The following is a 16,787-nucleotide window of genomic DNA, read 5'->3' on the forward strand; positions in this document are numbered from 1 at the left end:
AAGCAAAATCAATCAGCATGATCGAAATGACACTGATTATCGGCAGCCTGTACATCGGTTACAGGCTGTTCAGAAGTAACAAATGAGAGATTTTTTCCATTAAAAATATAAACACATAAAATATAACGGTTATGTTAGAGTTAATAGCTGAAAACCAAGAAGTAAGAATTTACCGGTATAATACAGTAGGCGGTTGGATTAACGTATATCAGTTTAAAAATGGTGAATTGGCTTTTGGGGCTGGGAAAGCATCAATACTGAATAGATTTGAGAAGACACATGTCTATGATAGAGTTTGTAAAGTACTAACACATAAAAAATAAACGGTTATGGCAACAGAAATCAACATCGAAGAAGTAAAGAACAACGCTATTCACTCTGAATTATTGAAAGCAATGTGCCTAATAAGCCAAGCTCGAAATATTGTTTCGGATGCAATGGATGAAAAAGAACTAAGGGATGCCGGACAATGGGACTGCTTAGATGATACAGTTTCAAGGCTGAATGAATGTTCTCGTGATGTAAGCTATATTATTGGCAATGATTATACACAAGTAGAGGTTGGGGGTTCTGACGACCTAACACGATTATCAAAAGGCAGTCTCTGCACGACATCAAGGGCTGCCTTTTAACAGAATGTATGTCATTAGGTTGGTATGCGCTATTGTTATTTTAACAAAATATCTTTTGGGCTTTATCGTATGTGGAAAATTTTTCAAAAGTCAATTAAAAGATGAAATGTTATCGAATTTGGCTCTGTATTCTTGCTCTATAACATTAAAGCGCTTAACATATTCTTCATTTTCAGACTTTAATACATTTTGAATATATTTTATAAATATCTGAAATAAACTCTCTTGTTGCTAAATTCTTTAGCTTTTTCTATATTCCCCATTGCGAGCTCAAATTTAGCTGGGGAAATCCCATTAGGGTATCCATTTTGCTTGAATTGTATTTTTTATTTTAGTCACATCATCTGTCATTATCCATATTTGAAGAACAGGATAATTTGTAAAACGCCAAAAATAATTATTATCCATCCAATAAAATTTTGCATGTTTTCCATAATCGTATATTTTTAATTAAACAATTTACAAATTTACTTCAAAATCTATTTACTCCCAAATTATTTCACGACAATTCTTTTATTGTCGTATATAGTTCGTTCTAAAAAGGTTTTTTAAAACTTGCTTCCTTTACTTTTATACCAATTCTTTCACAGCTCGGTTGTAGTGAAATCTTTGGGTTGGAAATTCTTATAGTAAAGTTGTTGAGTGATTACTTTTGAGGAAATCTGTAACATCGTCTGGTTGTTTGGCATTGGGGTAAAGAATTAAGAAGAATCGGTAGGAGAGAGGTTTGATTTTGAATGTCTGAAATAGATTTGTGACCTTTTTCCTGAATGTCATGGATTCGATGAATGAAAATTCATCATGGATTAATGAGTATAGTAATTTTGAAGATAAAAGGCCTATGGAATTTAAAGGAGATATAACAGGACTGAATGAACTTGAAAAGAGGATTGAGCAGTACTACATTGACCGTCTTATACAAGCTGGTGAAGCAGCTGTTCAGTAAGGCTGTTGTGGATGGAAACTATCAAAATATTACAGGTGATTTAAGGAGTTCCATCGGATATGTTATTGCATATAACGGGAAAATCATCAAAGAAGGTGGTTTTCTATAAGATTCAAGGGCGTGGTAAACAATATGCAAAAGGTGGAATTTACCACCAAAGATGGAAAAACAAGGTTTTCATTTTGGGGCTAAAGGAAAATTCGGTGATGGTTCCCATGGTTCTAAGGAAGGTTTGGAGTTCGCAAGGTCGAAAAGTTAGTTCATCTGGGTATTCTTTCGTTCTGGTTGCTGGGATGGAATATGCAAATCATGTGTCAAGCAAGGGGTTCAATGTCTTGATTCAGGAGTTTTAATGTTATGGAAATTAATTAAATAAATTATGGCGGGAATAATTGCGGACATGTCTGAGGACATTAAAAAGTTGCAGCAGGTGAAAGCTGAATAGCTGGTGTTAAAAAGGAATTAAAGAGCATTGATATTAGGGTAAATCTTGATATTAAAGAAAATTTCGAAGCTCGATTAAAATCTCTCATGGAACAATATGACACTTTGGTACAGAAAATTGCTAAAGTGGAAGGTGAAATGATGATTGCAAAAACAAAAAGTCTCTGAAGCAATAAACGGAATATCGTCAGATCGTTAATTTCATTCGATGCGGAACTAATGAAGATGTGTAATAACCTCAATAAGTATTTTGATGAATTATTGGCAAAGTGGAATCTATGTCTTCTTTATTACAAGTCGGTAAAGGCAGGCATTGATGGCTCTACTTCTAATAATGTGCCAATACAACAATTGGAAGACCTTCGCATTAAAAATACCGAATTGACTGAACAACTTCGTGTTCAAAAAGAGGAAATTAGACAGCAGCAAGAAGAATGGAATAAGTTGGCAATGGCAATAAAGACAAACAATGTAAGCGCTATTGAACAATACAAGCAAGCTACAAACTCTTCTTTCTGATGCTGTCAAGAGTGCCAAAACGGAGCTGAAAGGTTTGATAAAGGATTTAAACGAAAATATCAAGTATTACGATACATTAGCGGCGCAAATAGCATCTTATAAATCTATACTTGATAGATTATATACAGCACAAGAGAAAGGTATGACACGTGTCCCTATTGGTGATGGGGCAACGGCTCTTATTTCAAGCGAATTAGAAAGATTCAAACCACTACTTGATGGTGTAAGCCAAAAGAGTAAAGAGATAGCATCGCAAATTTCAGAACAGAGAAAGAGACAAGCTGAACTGAATACTGTAATAGAGCAAGGCAATGAGAAACATGCTCGTACTCGCGCTCTTATTTTGGATGCGCGAGAGCAATTGGTGCAGATGCGCTCTGCTGGGCTGCAAGATACAGCTCAATATCAACAAAGTAGGGCAAGAAGTCGCAAAAATGCGTACACAAATGGCTCTTGTTAATGCGGAAATGGAGTATCTTTCTAATCCAAATAAGAATCTTTTGGTATTGAAAACCGGACTGCAAGGAATAGCTGGTTCTGCAAGTTTTAGTTGTAGGGATAATGGGCTTTTTTAATCAGAAAAGCGAAGAGATGATAATGCTTCAAACCAAGATTCAGTCTTTGTTAGGTATTATTGTAGGATTGGAAACCACTTATAACACGGTTAAGAAAACTGGTATATTAATGCGTGCTGTTGAGGATTTACAGACAAAAGCATTAATTGCCTCACAAGCCTTGGAAGCTAAAGCTAAATCACAACTCATAGCGCTTACATGGTCGGAGGTGGTAGCTCAAAAAGCATTAAATGCAGTGGCAAAAGTGAACCCGTATATTCTACTTGGGACGGCAATTTTAACACTTGTAGGAGGAATGGCTTTTGCTTATCAAAGCTAATAAAGAAGGAGCTAAAGCACAGGAAGAAATTAATAGAAAGGTGGAAGCAGCAAAAGCAATGCAAGAATCTTATATGCAATCATTTGCATCAACTGCTTCAACTCAAATGACTACATACCAAAAACTAAAAAAAGAATATGAATTGTTGGGGAGCAGTTTAAAAGATAAGCAAAAATTCATTTTAGAGAATAAGGATTCGTTCCGTCTGCTCGGATTGGCTGTTAATGGTGTATCTGATGCAGAGAATATCTTCATAAATCAATCTGATGCGGTAACAAATGCAATAATGCAGAGGGCAAAAGCTGCAGCTATAGGTAAGATTGCGCAGGAGAAATGGGAGCAATATTTCAAAGAGAGAGAAAATAACATAACATTACAAAGTGGAATATCAGCAATATCTAGCAATATTGAATATGAGAATGGGATACCTATCAGAAAGCTGTCTTTCGATAAAAATAAAGCAGATGAAACAAGGCAACTTTTGGAAAACTCTATAGATGAAGATGCGACAATTAAAGCACTAAAAGATGAAGCTGAAAAATGGAGTGAGCTTCAGATTGGAGTTGAGAAGGAAATCAATGATATCTTAAAGAAGGCGGGAATAGATGTTTATGACAATAATGCATCCAAGCAAGAATCTGCTGCCGAAAAGCTTCGTAAGGAGCAAGAGAAATACAAAGTTCTTCTCGACAAACAAGCGTTAGAGCAACAACGCTCTGCTGAAGACTTACAAATGAAAGTTGATGAAGCCCGTATAAAAGCAATGGATGAAGGTTCGGCCAAGACCATTGCTGAAATGGAACTCAACTTTGAAAAGGAGATGCAAACTATCGACCGACAGAAAGAGGATGCTTTGCGGAAGAAGATTGAGGATGCCCGTACTGCATGGGATGCTAATCCGGAAAATAAAGGAAAGTTCTTTGATGGAAGTGGGATTACACTATCTAAGGATGAGAATACACCATTTAATGAATTGTATAAAGGTGGAATAGCCGCTTTCGAAAAGAACTTAAAAGAGTATCAAGATAAGCAAGATGATGCTTGGAATGAGTATTATATTAAGTATGGAGAATATCAGGAAAAACGCAAAGCTATCATGGATAAATATGATAAGCAGATTGCGGACGCAGAAGAGGGGAGTGTTGAAAAATCCACTTTTATTGCCCAGAGAAAAGAAGATCTTGATAGTCTGGATGATGAATTGATGAAAGATTCAGAATTATGGAGTAAATTTTTCACAGATTTCTCAAATCGTTCTTCATCGTCAATAAGGAGTATAATAGAGGATATTCAAGAACTTGTTGATTACATGAATGGGGTGGAGGGAGCAAAAATACCCGACTTATTTAAGGATAATGAGAAGACTGTGAAAGCAATAAATGATGCTATGTCTGACCCTTCTTCCTTAAACAAGTTTACGTCAAATCTTTCCTCTCAAGTAAACAAATTCAAAAAGATGCTTGATAAGGATAATCCATTCAAGCAGATTCAAGAGGGATTTAAGAATAATGATTTTGAAAGTACCTCTAAGGGGTTCAGTGGTATAGCATCAGCTGTGAGAGAGTTGGATGGCGTTCTTGGAGATTTGGGTGTAAAATCAGACAGTACGGCTGGTAAGGTTACTTCTGTTTTAAGTAGTACCGCTTCTTATGCGGCAACAGGTGCGTCTGTAGGTGGACCTTGGGGAGCAGTTATTGGTGGAGCAATAGGCATGGCATCAGGATTAATCGGTATCCTTGGTGCTGATTATTCTGCCTATAATAAAATGAAAGAAGAATATGGGGCACTTATTGATGTTTGGGACACGCTTATTAGTAAAAAGCAGAAATATATAGATATATCTTATGGCGATGAAGCACGTAAGGCTGGGCAAGAAGTTCTGGACTTATTGAATAAGAAAGCTCAAAGCAATGTTGCACTTGGAGTAGAGAGGCTTAATGCAGGGGCGAGTGCAGGTTCTCACTCCATTGGCGTTCGTCAGAGAAAAGGAATGTCAAGCCAAGGGTGGGATGAACTTCGTAAAGCGGCACAGTCTATTGGATTCGATTACAACTCGGTTGCTGACGGTCGTATGACTGGGCTATTTTCTCTTACAGCGGAACAATTGGAACGTCTACAGGAAGAAGCGCCTACGTTCTGGGCGAAGTTGGACAGTGATGTACAAGGGTATTTGCAAAACATTATTGACTGTTCTGACGAGATAGAGGATATGAAGACAAAACTTCAGGAAACAATGACCGGAGTTTCTTTCGATTCTTTCTATGACAGTTTTGTTTCTACTCTTTCCGATATGAATAAGAGTAGTAAAGATATGGCTGATGATTTCGGAGAATACTTGAAGAATGCCATTTTAGAAAACCTTGTGGCGAATAAGTACCGTGCTAAAATCGAAGCCTTATATAATGATTGGGCTGCAAAATCAGATAGTGATGGAGATGGTGTTTTTGACCTGACTGTTAAAGAATCGGCAGAATTGAAAGCCTCCCAAAAAGCGTTAGCTGAGCAAATTATGGCTGAACGTGATGCAATGGCTGATGCTTTTGGATGGAGTTCCGATATTTCTACTTCACAAGATTCTTCTTCCCGGGGATTTCAAACCATGTCTCAAGATACTGGCGAAGAATTAAACGGTCGGTTTACTGCTTTACAGATTGCAGGGGAAGAAATAAAGAATCAATCAATAGCACAAACTGGCCTACTTTCATCCATCAATGAAAAAATGTCATTACTTGACTTGACAAATGAAGATATTCCAAGATTAATGGCTAATGTACCTGATATTGCAGGACAAACGAGAGAAAGTATCGCAAGTGGCTATCAGTCGCAAGTTAATATTGTATTTCCGGATGAAAAAATAGATGTTTTGACATTGGAAGTCTCTGCTCTAAGGGGTATTGTTAATGAAATGAGGACTTTACAAGTTGAAGGCAATCTTGATAGACAGGAGATAAGAGAAGGGATACAAGTTGTTTCTAAGAATAGTCCTAGAATGATTTCTGAAATAGTAGAAGTAAAAAAGAATACATCAAAATTATAAGTTATGGCAGATTTACTAATGAATGAGCTGTTAATCAACAACAAGGATGCTTACACAACATGGGGTGTAAGAATGGGAGAGGGGTTTCTTGATGTAATTGGGGCAGCCGTCCCCATGAAAGACTTTATTGAGAATAAAAGCCGACTTGAACATGGGAAACGGGTAATAATCAATAATCCTAAGGTTGATGAGCGGGAAATAACTCTTTCGTTCACTATCGAGGGTAATTCTCAGTCAGATTATCAAGCAAAGAAGAAAGCTTTCTTTGATGAACTGTATAAAGGTGCGGTTGATATTCAAGTCCCAACCAATAGTAGCGAGGTTTACCATCTTATTTATACTGGCAAGAGTGTCACTTATGCTCAGAGCTTAGATAGGACTTTTGGTAAGATTTCAAGTAAATTTTCGGAGCCGAATCCGGCAAATAGAACTTAATTTGTGACCTTATTTCTAATGTCACAACAGGAAGCCCTAAAAGTTAGGGCTTCTTTCTTTTATTTCCGACCTTTGAGGTATGATAGATATCAAAGACATATCCAGTGCCATTCTTCTTTCAACCCCTCCCAACGAAGGTTGCAAGCGGAAGCTTACGCTCCAAAAAGAGGATTACATACTTTTGAAATTCTCTTTGGAGAATCCCATATACTTCAAGCTCGGAACTTACGTTGAATGCGACTTTGGACTATTTGAAGTGTGCGATTTGCAGAGTCCTACCTTCAATACCGATAACGCAGGCTATGATTATGAACTAAGACTTGATGCTCACTACTGGAAATGGAAAAATAAAATCTTCAAATATACCCCGGAGACATCTGGGCAGGAAGCGTCCTGGAGTCTGACTGCTCCACTCAACGTACAAGCAAGTATAGTCCTGAGAAACTTGAAAGCTCTTGGTTATACTTACAAAGGACAGGATTTTGATTTTTCCATTGACAGTACGGTCGAGAACAAGTCTCTGTTAATGACTTATGATAACACCAATATCTTAGATGCCTGTTTTGAAATGGCGAAGAAATGGGATTGCGAGTGCTGGATGACAGACAATATTATCCACTTCGGTAAATGCGAGTTTGGCGACTACGTGAATATGGAAATCGCTAAGAACGTGGGGGAAATGTCACGCTCCGAATCCCAGTCAACCTATGCCACCCGTATCTATACTTTCGGCTCGACAAGGAACATTCCTGCCAACTACCGTCCCGTTGACGAAGCGGTGGTGGTAAATGGTGTGGTGCAAAAAAGATTGATGCTACCCGAAGGAACTCCGTACATAGATGCTTATCCGAAAATGAGTACAGAGGAAGCTATCGAGCAAGTGGTTATCTTCGATGAAGTCTATCCCCGGAGAGTTGGAACTATGTCGGACATCACTACCAAGGAATATACCGAAACCATTGAGAATGCTGATGGAACGACTACCGAAAAGAAGTGGGACGCTTACCGTTTCAAGGACACAGGGATAACTTTCTCCAAAGATTATATCCTCCCCGGTGAGGAATTGACAATCATCTTCCAGTCGGGTAAATTGAACGGTATGGTGTTCGCTGTAACCTTTGATCCCGACGGTAAGGATGAACAGCTTTGGGAAATTGTCCGAAACGAGGATTACGGTCGCCCGTTACCCGATGAGGTGCTCATCCCCGAAGACGGCGATACCTACGTTTTGTCAGGTTGGGATTCAACCAAAATAACAGAATTAGGACTTGTATCCGCTGCCGAACGGGAACTGAAGGAAGAGGCTGAAAAGTACATTGCCAAATCTAAGATAGACCCGAACACCTACAACTGCACGATGATGTCCGATAACGCATACAGCGAGGATGGAATGCATAATCTCTACGGTATCGGTCAAAGGGTGAACCTCATAAACAAAGCCTATTTCGAAAACGGAAGGCTGTCGAGGGTTATCGGGTTCGAATTCAACCTTGATAAGCCTTATGATTCCCCCGTATATACTGTCGGGGAAACTGCTGCCTATTCCCGCATCGGGGAACTAGAGGACAAGGTGGAAAATCTCACTCTCAAAGGACAGGTTTATACAGGTGGAAGCGGTAGTGGTGTATATGTGATAAGAAGGAATGACTCCACTCCTGCAACTGACAGCAATGTGTTCTCGGCATTGCGTTCGTTATCAATGTTTCTTCGTAAAGATAAACTAGATTTCACTAATTACCTATTGAGGTTATTAGGAGGACTAGAGGTTGGCGAAGCCATAGACTCACTAACTGCGGGCAAGGGCATAATCGCGGATAATAAAGGGAGGATACAGGCTGACCGCATGGAGTTGCGGTCATCGCTGACCGTTTTGGAGATAATTTTTAATCGCCTTTCAGCTATGGAAAGTGATTATTCATTTTCCGAATCTGGCACGATTGAGAGTGTCGAACTATTAGAAGATGGTACCTATCGTTTACCGCTTCGTAAACGTTGGGAGAATGATTTCACAGCCTTGGACGAGAATGATGTAGTTTACGGCATGGTGAATAATCTTGCTTCAGGTACCGGAGATTACTATACTTCCTGGCTGCGTGTCCTTAACGTGAATACAGTATCTAATACCATCACTGCGGTCATGTATCCGGACGATGAAGTTCCAGGAGGCAAAAACTACCCGCCGGAGCCGCTAATGATATTATCTCATCGTGGTAATCCGGTGAACGAAGATCGTCAGGCATATTGGTACCTATCTTCCCGTGAGAAGTGTATCTGTATGCTCGATGGAGTAACGAAACCTATACTGGAAGAGAATAACTATGCCATCATTATAGGCAAGTTAAAGCAGTTGTCACTATTTGACAACCTGCCTATAAACTACCGACATAGCTATATCTATTGTCGTGGTATCGCTATACAGGACTTATTGCGTATAGACTATCAGGGTACACCAGTTCGTTCTGAGAATAATCGGGGTCCGTGGTCATCTGAGGATGCTGTGAACAATCCCTATCAGTCTACAGACACAGTTTATGATGCGGTCTATCATGTCGGCTGTAAATGGATGTGTCTGTCTACCGGCACACTTCAAGAACCCAAATGGAATGCAACCGACTGGGCGCAGATTGAAGGTAACTCAGAACTAACCCTTGAATTCTCATCCAGTAACGGTTATAACTTCTTTGCCGGTAAGGTCAATGCGGAATTTACCCCTATTGTCTATTGGGGCTATAATGATATCTCTGCGGATGTGTTGCCCGGTGACTGGTCATGGACTCGTGATAGTGGTCAGGTGACGGAAGATAATGCCTGGTCGGTCGCTCACGCCAATAACGGGCGGGTACTGCACCTGACAAACGAGGACATGCCTTCCAATTGGGGTGCTACAAGAAAAGTGAAATTCACCTGTACGGCATACGTCCGTGACGGTATTGAGAGTATTAATATCGAAAATAGCATAATTGTATGAAAATTAAAACCGCGGTTCAACCGCAGCCGGTCAGAACCAGTTATACGCCTCTGAAGGCGAGTTTTTGTATTGTAATAGATGGTGGAGGTAGTAAGACACAGTTTTATTACACGAATGCTAACACCTTCATCCCGAATCGAACCATTACCCCGATGAAGCTAAAGGCATTCCTCAGTATTGTCGATCCGGATAAGATTATCAGTAATGGGGATAAAAGTAGTCAGCTGACTGTCACCTGGTATGAAAACAGTGAGAGCACTCAGATTACCTCGGAGAATAGCAATTATACACTGAATGCTGACGGAACATTGCTTGTGAAGAAGAATGTTTCGCCAACTACTCCTGTGCAGATTCTTTGCCGGGCTACCTATGTGGATTCCAGAAATAAAAACACGTTGGTATATACCGATACATTCACTCTGAACTCTATACAGAAGAGTGATGACCAGCTTTCATTGAGTGTTAACCAACCTGCCAAGATAACCTATAATCCTTTGAAGGATAACCAATACATAGATATCACTGCTGTATTGAAAATGGGCAGCGAGACGGTAGCGGATGCCAATGTAGCATATTGGTGGTACAAAGTCGAGAACGGAGAGGAAACCCTTATCAACTCTTCTGACCTGAATATTGAATATGTATCCGGTCAGGGTACCAATACTTTGCGTATTGATGCTGACAATACATATATGAGCGTTATCCGCTGCCGCGCGGCTTATTATACCGGAACCAAGCCGTCAGCTCCTACGGATGATACTTTGATGGCTGAGACGGCCATAGTTTATAAGATTCCTCCGATTAAGGCATTTGTCTATAGTCCGAATGGCAATACCATTCGTCAGGGAATGGCCAACATGACTTTTTATGTGAAGATACTGACGAATAAAGAGGAGCTGACAACGGACCAGATCAATAAATACTTTTTTGTGAAGTGGTTTAAGAAGTCGTCTGCTGCGGGTGCGACTGCTACGGAAATCGGACACGGTAGTTCGATATCGGTTACAGCCGGCAGCTTACGCCTGAGTGGTGGCCTGCAGATGTCTGTTTATCCTGAAGTCTACGAGATAGGCCCTTATACGGTGCTTACTACCAAGAGTGGTGATCCCATCCGTACAGGCGCCAATGAAGTAATAATAGCCAGAGGCTAACAATTTAATTTATATGGGTATGAGAGAAATGAAGTATTTAAAAGTGTCCGCCGATATCGCCCGTCGTGCCGGTGTGATTGATGTCCGCCATCGGACTGCTGACGGGGAGTTTATCATTAACGAAAGTGATCTGCGCATGGTCAGGTTCGAGCCGGAAGAATATGTGAAAGGCATTGCCGGGCAGGTTCTTACTGAACAGGAAGCCGCCAAGCTAATCGAAGCCGGTGGAAATAAAATTGGAGAGGAGGTACAGAATGAAAACAATAGTGAATTACCTGCTGAGGATTCTTTGCCGGTTCAGGACAGTGATAAAGAACCTGTGGCGGAAGATAACTCAATTAACGGAGAGGAGGTACAGGATGAGTGATGTTGCGGGTTCTTTTTATATCGGTATGATTATTGATGGTGATAGTGCACAGGGGAATATTCGATCTACGAAGCCGCTTGTACAGATGTATCAGAAGGATACGGGTAAGTGCGTACCGGACTGGAGTGTAGCGGCTAATCAACCTATCATCTATCCGGTCATGCGCTCAGGCAATGAGAATGTGATCAAGTCGATTGTTTCTGGTTCCGAGAAATGGTATTATAACAATACACTTATAACATTCAACGCTTCCGGGTTAGCTACCGCTCCGGCTGCCGTAGCCGGTAAGATGCAAACCACTACTTACAATAATGGCTCCGTGAATGTACCGGCTCTGAAGATCGTAGGAAATCTTGCTTCCGCTTCTAACATGGATGCAGATACTATCCGCATGGATGGTGAGATTGAGGCTTCCGGGCATAATCTTGGCTACACTTCTGAGATACCTCTTGCCATCTCAGAATTTAGTAATTCTGCCTATTACGGTTTCCTTTATCCTTCCGATGGTGGTATTATTGATGGTGATACAGCTACCGTTAAAGTGGATCAGGAACTCTATAAAGGCGGTTCATTAGTTCCCCAAAGTAACTACTCCCTGAAATGGTATAAGATGCCTTCCACCACAGCATGGTCAACCGCTAACAGTGTTTCATTAGTGGCTGATGATATCGATTCCAAGCTAAGTATAAGAGCTGAATTTATTATCAGTGGTGAGGTGGTTGCTATTGCAATCGGTGAAGTGAGTGATGAAACTGATCCGTTATTCTTGGCTGTTAATTTCAGTGGGCCTACGTTTCTTACCAGCAGCGGTGCTACCAGTGAGGTAACTGCGACATATAAGGTTAAGAAGACTGGTACAGGTGAAGAAGTAACCGGCTTTACATTCAAGACTACTTTTACGAAAGCTGACGGTACCGCTTTTACTCCGGCCAATGCGCCTACCACAACCGGATGTAAACTTACCTATACCGATGTGAAGGGTGCAGGGGGTAATATTACCGGCTATGTACAAGGAACTAAATCTTAAATCTTATGGCAAAGAAACAGATAGTAGCATCAACCTTTAATGTTACAGCAGCTCCTGAGGATGGTGCAAAAGGTTCTCGTGGCCAGCTTCCTTATCCGGCAGGTGAATACGACTTACATACGGATTATATATGTACGGATATGGTCGCCCCTTATGTACTATATAATGGTATCTATTATGTGATGAATCAGATTACCACCTGGATCGGTCATGGTGTTCCATCAAATATTAATAATCCTCAAAAGGATTATGCAGTCAATGGCACCAAAGCCACTTGGATACCTTTTGAAAGTTATAAGGCTATTTATGTAGAAATATTGATGGCTAACTTCGCAAAATTGGCGAGTGCTGTCTTTTCAGGAGATTATATGTTCTCACAACAAGGTGTTGATGCTGACGGTAATTCGACTTCGAATTATAAAGAGTTCTATATGGGAACTTTTACTCCTAATCTTCTTCTGGATTTTGCCATTGGTTTGTTTAAGGGTAATAATGTCGAAGTGAATGGAGGTGTTTTCAAGAATATCCGCTCTCCAAACAATAGTTTCAAAATAAAGGAAAACGGTGATATTGAAATCGTTGGTCGTATCGAAACTTCGTTTAACGGTAAGCGTGTTGTAATTGATCCTGAAACAAATTCCATCAAAATGTATAATCAGTCCGAGCAGGAGGTTCTGACTATGTCATTCATGGATTCAGAATGGAACGGAGAGATAACAAGTATACCAAGGCTACGTATGCAAAGGATTATGTCTTCTGGTGTCGTAACAGCTTTAGCCGACGTTTCTCCCGGATCAATAGCTCTTAGGGCTAAGGGAATAGATGTCTTTTATGATATGACGATAAGTCCTATATCTGGGATTACTTTTTTAAGAGATGGGGTAGTTACAAAAAGTTATCCCACTTCTTAATTGGAATAAAATTAAACAAAACGAGATTAAAAATTAAATGTTGAATTTGGGCGTTTTTTGATATAATTTAGACGTCCGTTAAAAGTATATGGTATGAAGGAAAATGAGTTAAGTAGTGGTGTACCTACCAAGATACGAGGAATAGACGCTAATGGTAATAGTATAGTGTCAACTCCAAGTGAGTTAATGACTGCATTAGAAAGCATAGGAATGTTTAAACGGATTTTCTTTCCTTTTGGAACTGGTGCCCGATGGCTCAAAATAATGGAAATAAAGCGTGGTATGAATTGCTCGTTTCTGTTAAATATGATATGTTATACTAATCAACCGGCAAGTATAATTGTGGGATATGCAGTTAATTATGATGATCAGATCATGCATTCTGATTTTAAGCAACTTATAGGGAAAGCCGGTGAATTGTATAATCCCAATGTAAAATACAGAAATGAGAATGGAACAATATCCATATGGGCCAAAGATTCCTGCGTTAGTAGTAAGGCATCATGTATAACCATCTTACATGGTAATGCAGAATTTCCGATGATTATTGAAACACCACCGGAAGATGCAATACAGCCTATATGGTAAAGATTTTTATTACATACTTTCATCTTACATCTGCCTCTGGAATATTATCCATTCTGTCGTCCGTTAAAACTGAATGGTATGAAAGAGAATGAATTGAATAATGGTACAGCTACTAAGGTGCGAGGAATAGACGCTAATGGCAACAGTATAGTGACCACCCCTAAAGAAATTGCAAAGTCAGGAGGATGCGGTACATTCTCTATGGCAGGTGCTCTTAATGGCAAGTGGTATAGAATCGCTATAAGTCGTAGATGTTATATGGCAAGCTCAGTATTGCTCAATGTAGGAAGTCGATATACGAATAATGCTCCTTGTTCCCAATTATTCTACATTGCGTTAGATGGCTACAGCAAATTGCAGAACGTTGTTCAATTAGGAGTCTCCAGTAAATGTATTAGTAAAGTGCGATTACTATACAAAAGTTCGACTACAGAAAATGGAATGCTTGACATTTATATCTGTTCGAATGGAAAGAACGATATAGACTTTGCTTACAGCAATAATATTGGATTTACTTTTCAGACACCGGTAGAAGTTTCAGAAGAACCGGATGCGGAATACTATGTCAAAGAATTTACATTCTAAAAAGTGGAAGCTTAAATATCCCCTAATTGCTTCATACCTATCGTCCGTTAAAAGTGAATGGTATGAAATTAAATGAAAGTACACAGGTAAATAGTATCAATAGTGAATATATCGCCTTAATAGATCCTAATGGTAATCCAGTACGTATAAATAGAGCTGACCTTGCTGAAGTAATTAGGTTGGTAATGTCTGAAGCTACAAAGGAACAAAAGGGATTGGCATCCGTTGACCTGTTTAAACGAAGTATGCAATATTATTTAGCAGAAAAATATATTCACCTATGTAACTTAACGGTTTATTATGCTAATTGCCAGTTTCTTATAGCAAGCGGTAGTCCTCTAGGAAAGTTACCTCTTGGAATGATATCTTGTCGAAAGGGTTACTTACCGGAATTAATCAATGTACAAGGGGCTAATACAACTTTTAGATTGTATTACAGAGACGTAAATGAGACACGGGAAGTATGGGGATATGAATCGAGTTCCGGTGGATCGCTCAATTTATCTGTTATTGATAATCATGGGGGAATAATTAAGTTGGAAACGAATAATGAAGTCCCTGAGGGATTGATTAAAGTATAGGGGCATTGTGCCCCTATTAATTAATCTCTATATATCCTTCTGGCACATCCTTTTGATATACGTTTTTTATAAGGGCATTTCGATCTTGTCTGCCAAGAATAGAGACATAAATTGAATTAGAATATGAAGCTGTTTTTACCCATATATCTATCGAAGTATCGTTTTTGACATAACCAATACTCAAAGTACCTATTATGCTATTCTTGCTGGCCTTTACCGTCTCTCTATGGCATACCAGCGATAAGTATAATAAACTATTAGGCACAGTGTATGCGTTACCTCCGATTATTTCCAAAACAATATTATCAAGGTTGCCTTCTGTACTGCCAGATAGGGTCATTGTTGCGATCTTGCAGTAATATGACTCAGCATAAGTACCATATAGCTGCTTCAGTTGCAGACAACTGGTATTGTCTACAATTTGCTGAGGACTTGTCACAATACTATTGCCGTTTGTATCTAAGCCTCGCACCTTTATTGCAACACCGCTGGCTATCTCGTTCTCTTTCATACCTATTCACTTTTAACGGACATACAAATTCATGTATTTTTACTCTGAATTATGCCGACAGTTTTGAGGGTAAAATTCAGTGATAAAAATACGTCCGTTAAAAGTGAATAGGTATGGGAAAATTAAACGAAACCACCCAAGTGAACACTATAGGCAGCGAGTTTGTGCTACTTACAGATAGTAATGGGCTACCGGTACGAATCAGCAAGAATAATCTTGCCGAAGCCATTCGTAATGTAATGAGCGAAGCTACAACTGAGAAAAATGGACTAAAACCCGCCAATGAAGTGAGAATGGAAAAGAGATTGAGTGCTTCCAATTCATTGATAATATTCGAACCTGAGGTTTCTACAAATCCAAAATCCACAAGCCTCTTAATATCCGTAGCCGCATCTGGTGGAGGTGTCATGAGTCATTATCTAATGTCCATTAATAGGGCCTCTGAGAGTCTGAAAAGACCTACTATAGTTTTAAACCGTATAGGCGGGTCTTCTTCCTCTAATGTCCCCAAATTTAAGTTATGGGCTGACGAAAATACTGGAGCTTTTAAAGTTATATTGGAACGAATACAGTATACCGTTGGCGTGTATGCTAAAATTCTAAATACTTTCCAATCTTCCTCGGATGGTATTTCTTTTACTGCTGCCAATCAGGATGAAGTTGATGCTGCAACGTATATTGACGTTACATAATTATAGGGGCATAATGCCCCTATAAATAGTTTGTAATTTGCATTACGAATACATTCGTATTGTTTCCCCTTGTATTTTTCAAAAATATAGTTCCGTTAAGTATCTTCTTACTCAGAACTATTTTACCTGTAGAATTAAAGTCGGAAGAAAATATATAATCATCATATCCGAGTATTGCAGCTCCAGGTCTTGCACCAATAACGAATAAGCCTGTTGAGCCTAAATCTCCTGACCTTACTATATATAATCCGTAATGGGAGACTTTTAAATCATATTCTTCGTCTGGAGCTAATGTAACCTGCCAAGAAGGAAACATCAGACTTTTTATAGCCTTAGATAAATCTGATTTATTAATCAGTAAAGGATTACCGGAGGCATCCAGTAAGGTGATATACTCATTATTGATAGTATTCACCTTTGTCGCTTCATTCAGTTTCATATCCTATTCACTTTTAACGGACGTTTGATTCATTGTTTGTTTACCCTGTATGATATCACT

General features: G+C 39.4%; 19 protein-coding genes. 17 read left to right on the forward strand and 2 right to left on the reverse strand.

The window, feature by feature from the left end:
* The first annotated feature begins 131 nt into the window (after window positions 1-131).
* The 16 genes from K429_RS0122655 to K429_RS0122750 all read left to right on the forward strand — a co-directional run bounded on the left by K429_RS0122655 (window position 132) and on the right by K429_RS0122750 (window position 15,085).
* Window positions 132-323 (forward strand): hypothetical protein, encoded by a 192-nt coding sequence (locus tag K429_RS0122655; RefSeq protein WP_025726592.1) that lies wholly within the window; start codon window positions 132-134, stop codon window positions 321-323.
* A gap of 6 nt (window positions 324-329) precedes the next feature.
* Window positions 330-632 (forward strand): hypothetical protein, encoded by a 303-nt coding sequence (locus tag K429_RS0122660; RefSeq protein ID WP_029328176.1) that lies wholly within the window; start codon window positions 330-332, stop codon window positions 630-632.
* A gap of 872 nt (window positions 633-1,504) precedes the next feature.
* Window positions 1,505-1,687: a hypothetical protein gene (locus tag K429_RS30470; protein WP_155923469.1), complete on the forward strand. Its 183-nt coding sequence runs from the start codon at window positions 1,505-1,507 to the stop codon at window positions 1,685-1,687.
* A 560-nt stretch (window positions 1,688-2,247) separates the two neighbouring features.
* The gene (locus K429_RS0122685) at window positions 2,248-2,541 is read left to right on the forward strand and encodes a hypothetical protein (protein WP_155923470.1); all 294 of its coding nucleotides are present in this window, start codon (window positions 2,248-2,250) and stop codon (window positions 2,539-2,541) included.
* Entirely contained in the window at window positions 2,504-3,001 is a 498-nt protein-coding gene (locus tag K429_RS0122690; protein ID WP_029328180.1) for a hypothetical protein, read from the forward strand. The genes K429_RS0122685 and K429_RS0122690 overlap by 38 nt, the downstream gene beginning before the upstream one ends.
* A gap of 101 nt (window positions 3,002-3,102) precedes the next feature.
* A complete protein-coding gene (locus tag K429_RS0122700; protein WP_029328181.1) occupies window positions 3,103-3,435 on the forward strand; it encodes a hypothetical protein in 333 nt (110 codons plus the stop codon).
* Window positions 3,419-6,472: a bacteriocin class II family protein gene (locus K429_RS29090; RefSeq protein WP_029328182.1), complete on the forward strand. Its 3,054-nt coding sequence runs from the start codon at window positions 3,419-3,421 to the stop codon at window positions 6,470-6,472. Before K429_RS0122700 ends, K429_RS29090 begins: the two co-directional genes overlap by 17 nt.
* Window positions 6,473-6,490: 18 nt before the next feature.
* A complete protein-coding gene (locus K429_RS0122710) occupies window positions 6,491-6,907 on the forward strand; it encodes a hypothetical protein (RefSeq protein ID WP_029328183.1) in 417 nt (138 codons plus the stop codon).
* A 79-nt stretch (window positions 6,908-6,986) separates the two neighbouring features.
* Entirely contained in the window at window positions 6,987-9,875 is a 2,889-nt protein-coding gene (locus K429_RS0122715; RefSeq protein ID WP_029328184.1) for a hypothetical protein, read from the forward strand.
* Window positions 9,872-11,026: a hypothetical protein gene (locus K429_RS0122720; RefSeq protein ID WP_029328185.1), complete on the forward strand. Its 1,155-nt coding sequence runs from the start codon at window positions 9,872-9,874 to the stop codon at window positions 11,024-11,026. The genes K429_RS0122715 and K429_RS0122720 overlap by 4 nt, the downstream gene beginning before the upstream one ends.
* A 19-nt stretch (window positions 11,027-11,045) precedes the next feature.
* A complete protein-coding gene (locus K429_RS0122725) occupies window positions 11,046-11,393 on the forward strand; it encodes a hypothetical protein (RefSeq protein WP_197031252.1) in 348 nt (115 codons plus the stop codon).
* Window positions 11,386-12,420: a hypothetical protein gene (locus K429_RS0122730; RefSeq protein WP_029328187.1), complete on the forward strand. Its 1,035-nt coding sequence runs from the start codon at window positions 11,386-11,388 to the stop codon at window positions 12,418-12,420. The genes K429_RS0122725 and K429_RS0122730 overlap by 8 nt, the downstream gene beginning before the upstream one ends.
* Before the next feature lie 5 nt (window positions 12,421-12,425).
* A complete protein-coding gene (locus K429_RS0122735; protein ID WP_029328188.1) occupies window positions 12,426-13,331 on the forward strand; it encodes a hypothetical protein in 906 nt (301 codons plus the stop codon).
* 93 nt (window positions 13,332-13,424) lie between these two features.
* Complete coding sequence (locus K429_RS0122740) at window positions 13,425-13,919, forward strand: hypothetical protein (RefSeq protein WP_029328189.1); 495 nt, start codon at window positions 13,425-13,427, stop codon at window positions 13,917-13,919.
* A 78-nt stretch (window positions 13,920-13,997) separates the two neighbouring features.
* On the forward strand, window positions 13,998-14,504 hold the full coding sequence (locus K429_RS0122745) for a hypothetical protein (RefSeq protein ID WP_029328190.1): 507 nt from the start codon (window positions 13,998-14,000) through the stop codon (window positions 14,502-14,504).
* Window positions 14,505-14,566: 62 nt separating this feature from the next.
* Window positions 14,567-15,085 (forward strand): hypothetical protein, encoded by a 519-nt coding sequence (locus K429_RS0122750; protein ID WP_029328191.1) that lies wholly within the window; start codon window positions 14,567-14,569, stop codon window positions 15,083-15,085.
* A 16-nt stretch (window positions 15,086-15,101) separates the two neighbouring features.
* Here the strand turns inward: K429_RS0122750 and K429_RS0122755 are convergent, their stop codons facing one another.
* Window positions 15,102-15,596 (reverse strand): hypothetical protein, encoded by a 495-nt coding sequence (locus tag K429_RS0122755; RefSeq protein ID WP_029328192.1) that lies wholly within the window; start codon window positions 15,594-15,596, stop codon window positions 15,102-15,104.
* A 113-nt stretch (window positions 15,597-15,709) separates the two neighbouring features.
* Between K429_RS0122755 and K429_RS0122760 the strand changes: the two genes are divergently transcribed.
* Window positions 15,710-16,288: a hypothetical protein gene (locus K429_RS0122760; RefSeq protein WP_029328193.1), complete on the forward strand. Its 579-nt coding sequence runs from the start codon at window positions 15,710-15,712 to the stop codon at window positions 16,286-16,288.
* 19 nt (window positions 16,289-16,307) lie between these two features.
* On the opposite strand, the gene K429_RS0122765 is transcribed toward K429_RS0122760, so the two are convergent.
* The gene (locus tag K429_RS0122765; protein ID WP_029328195.1) at window positions 16,308-16,727 is read right to left on the reverse strand and encodes a hypothetical protein; all 420 of its coding nucleotides are present in this window, start codon (window positions 16,725-16,727) and stop codon (window positions 16,308-16,310) included.
* Window positions 16,728-16,787 lie beyond the last annotated feature (60 nt).

Source organism: Bacteroides sp. 14(A) (genome assembly GCF_000526555.1).
GTDB lineage: Bacteria > Bacteroidota > Bacteroidia > Bacteroidales > Bacteroidaceae > Bacteroides > Bacteroides cellulosilyticus.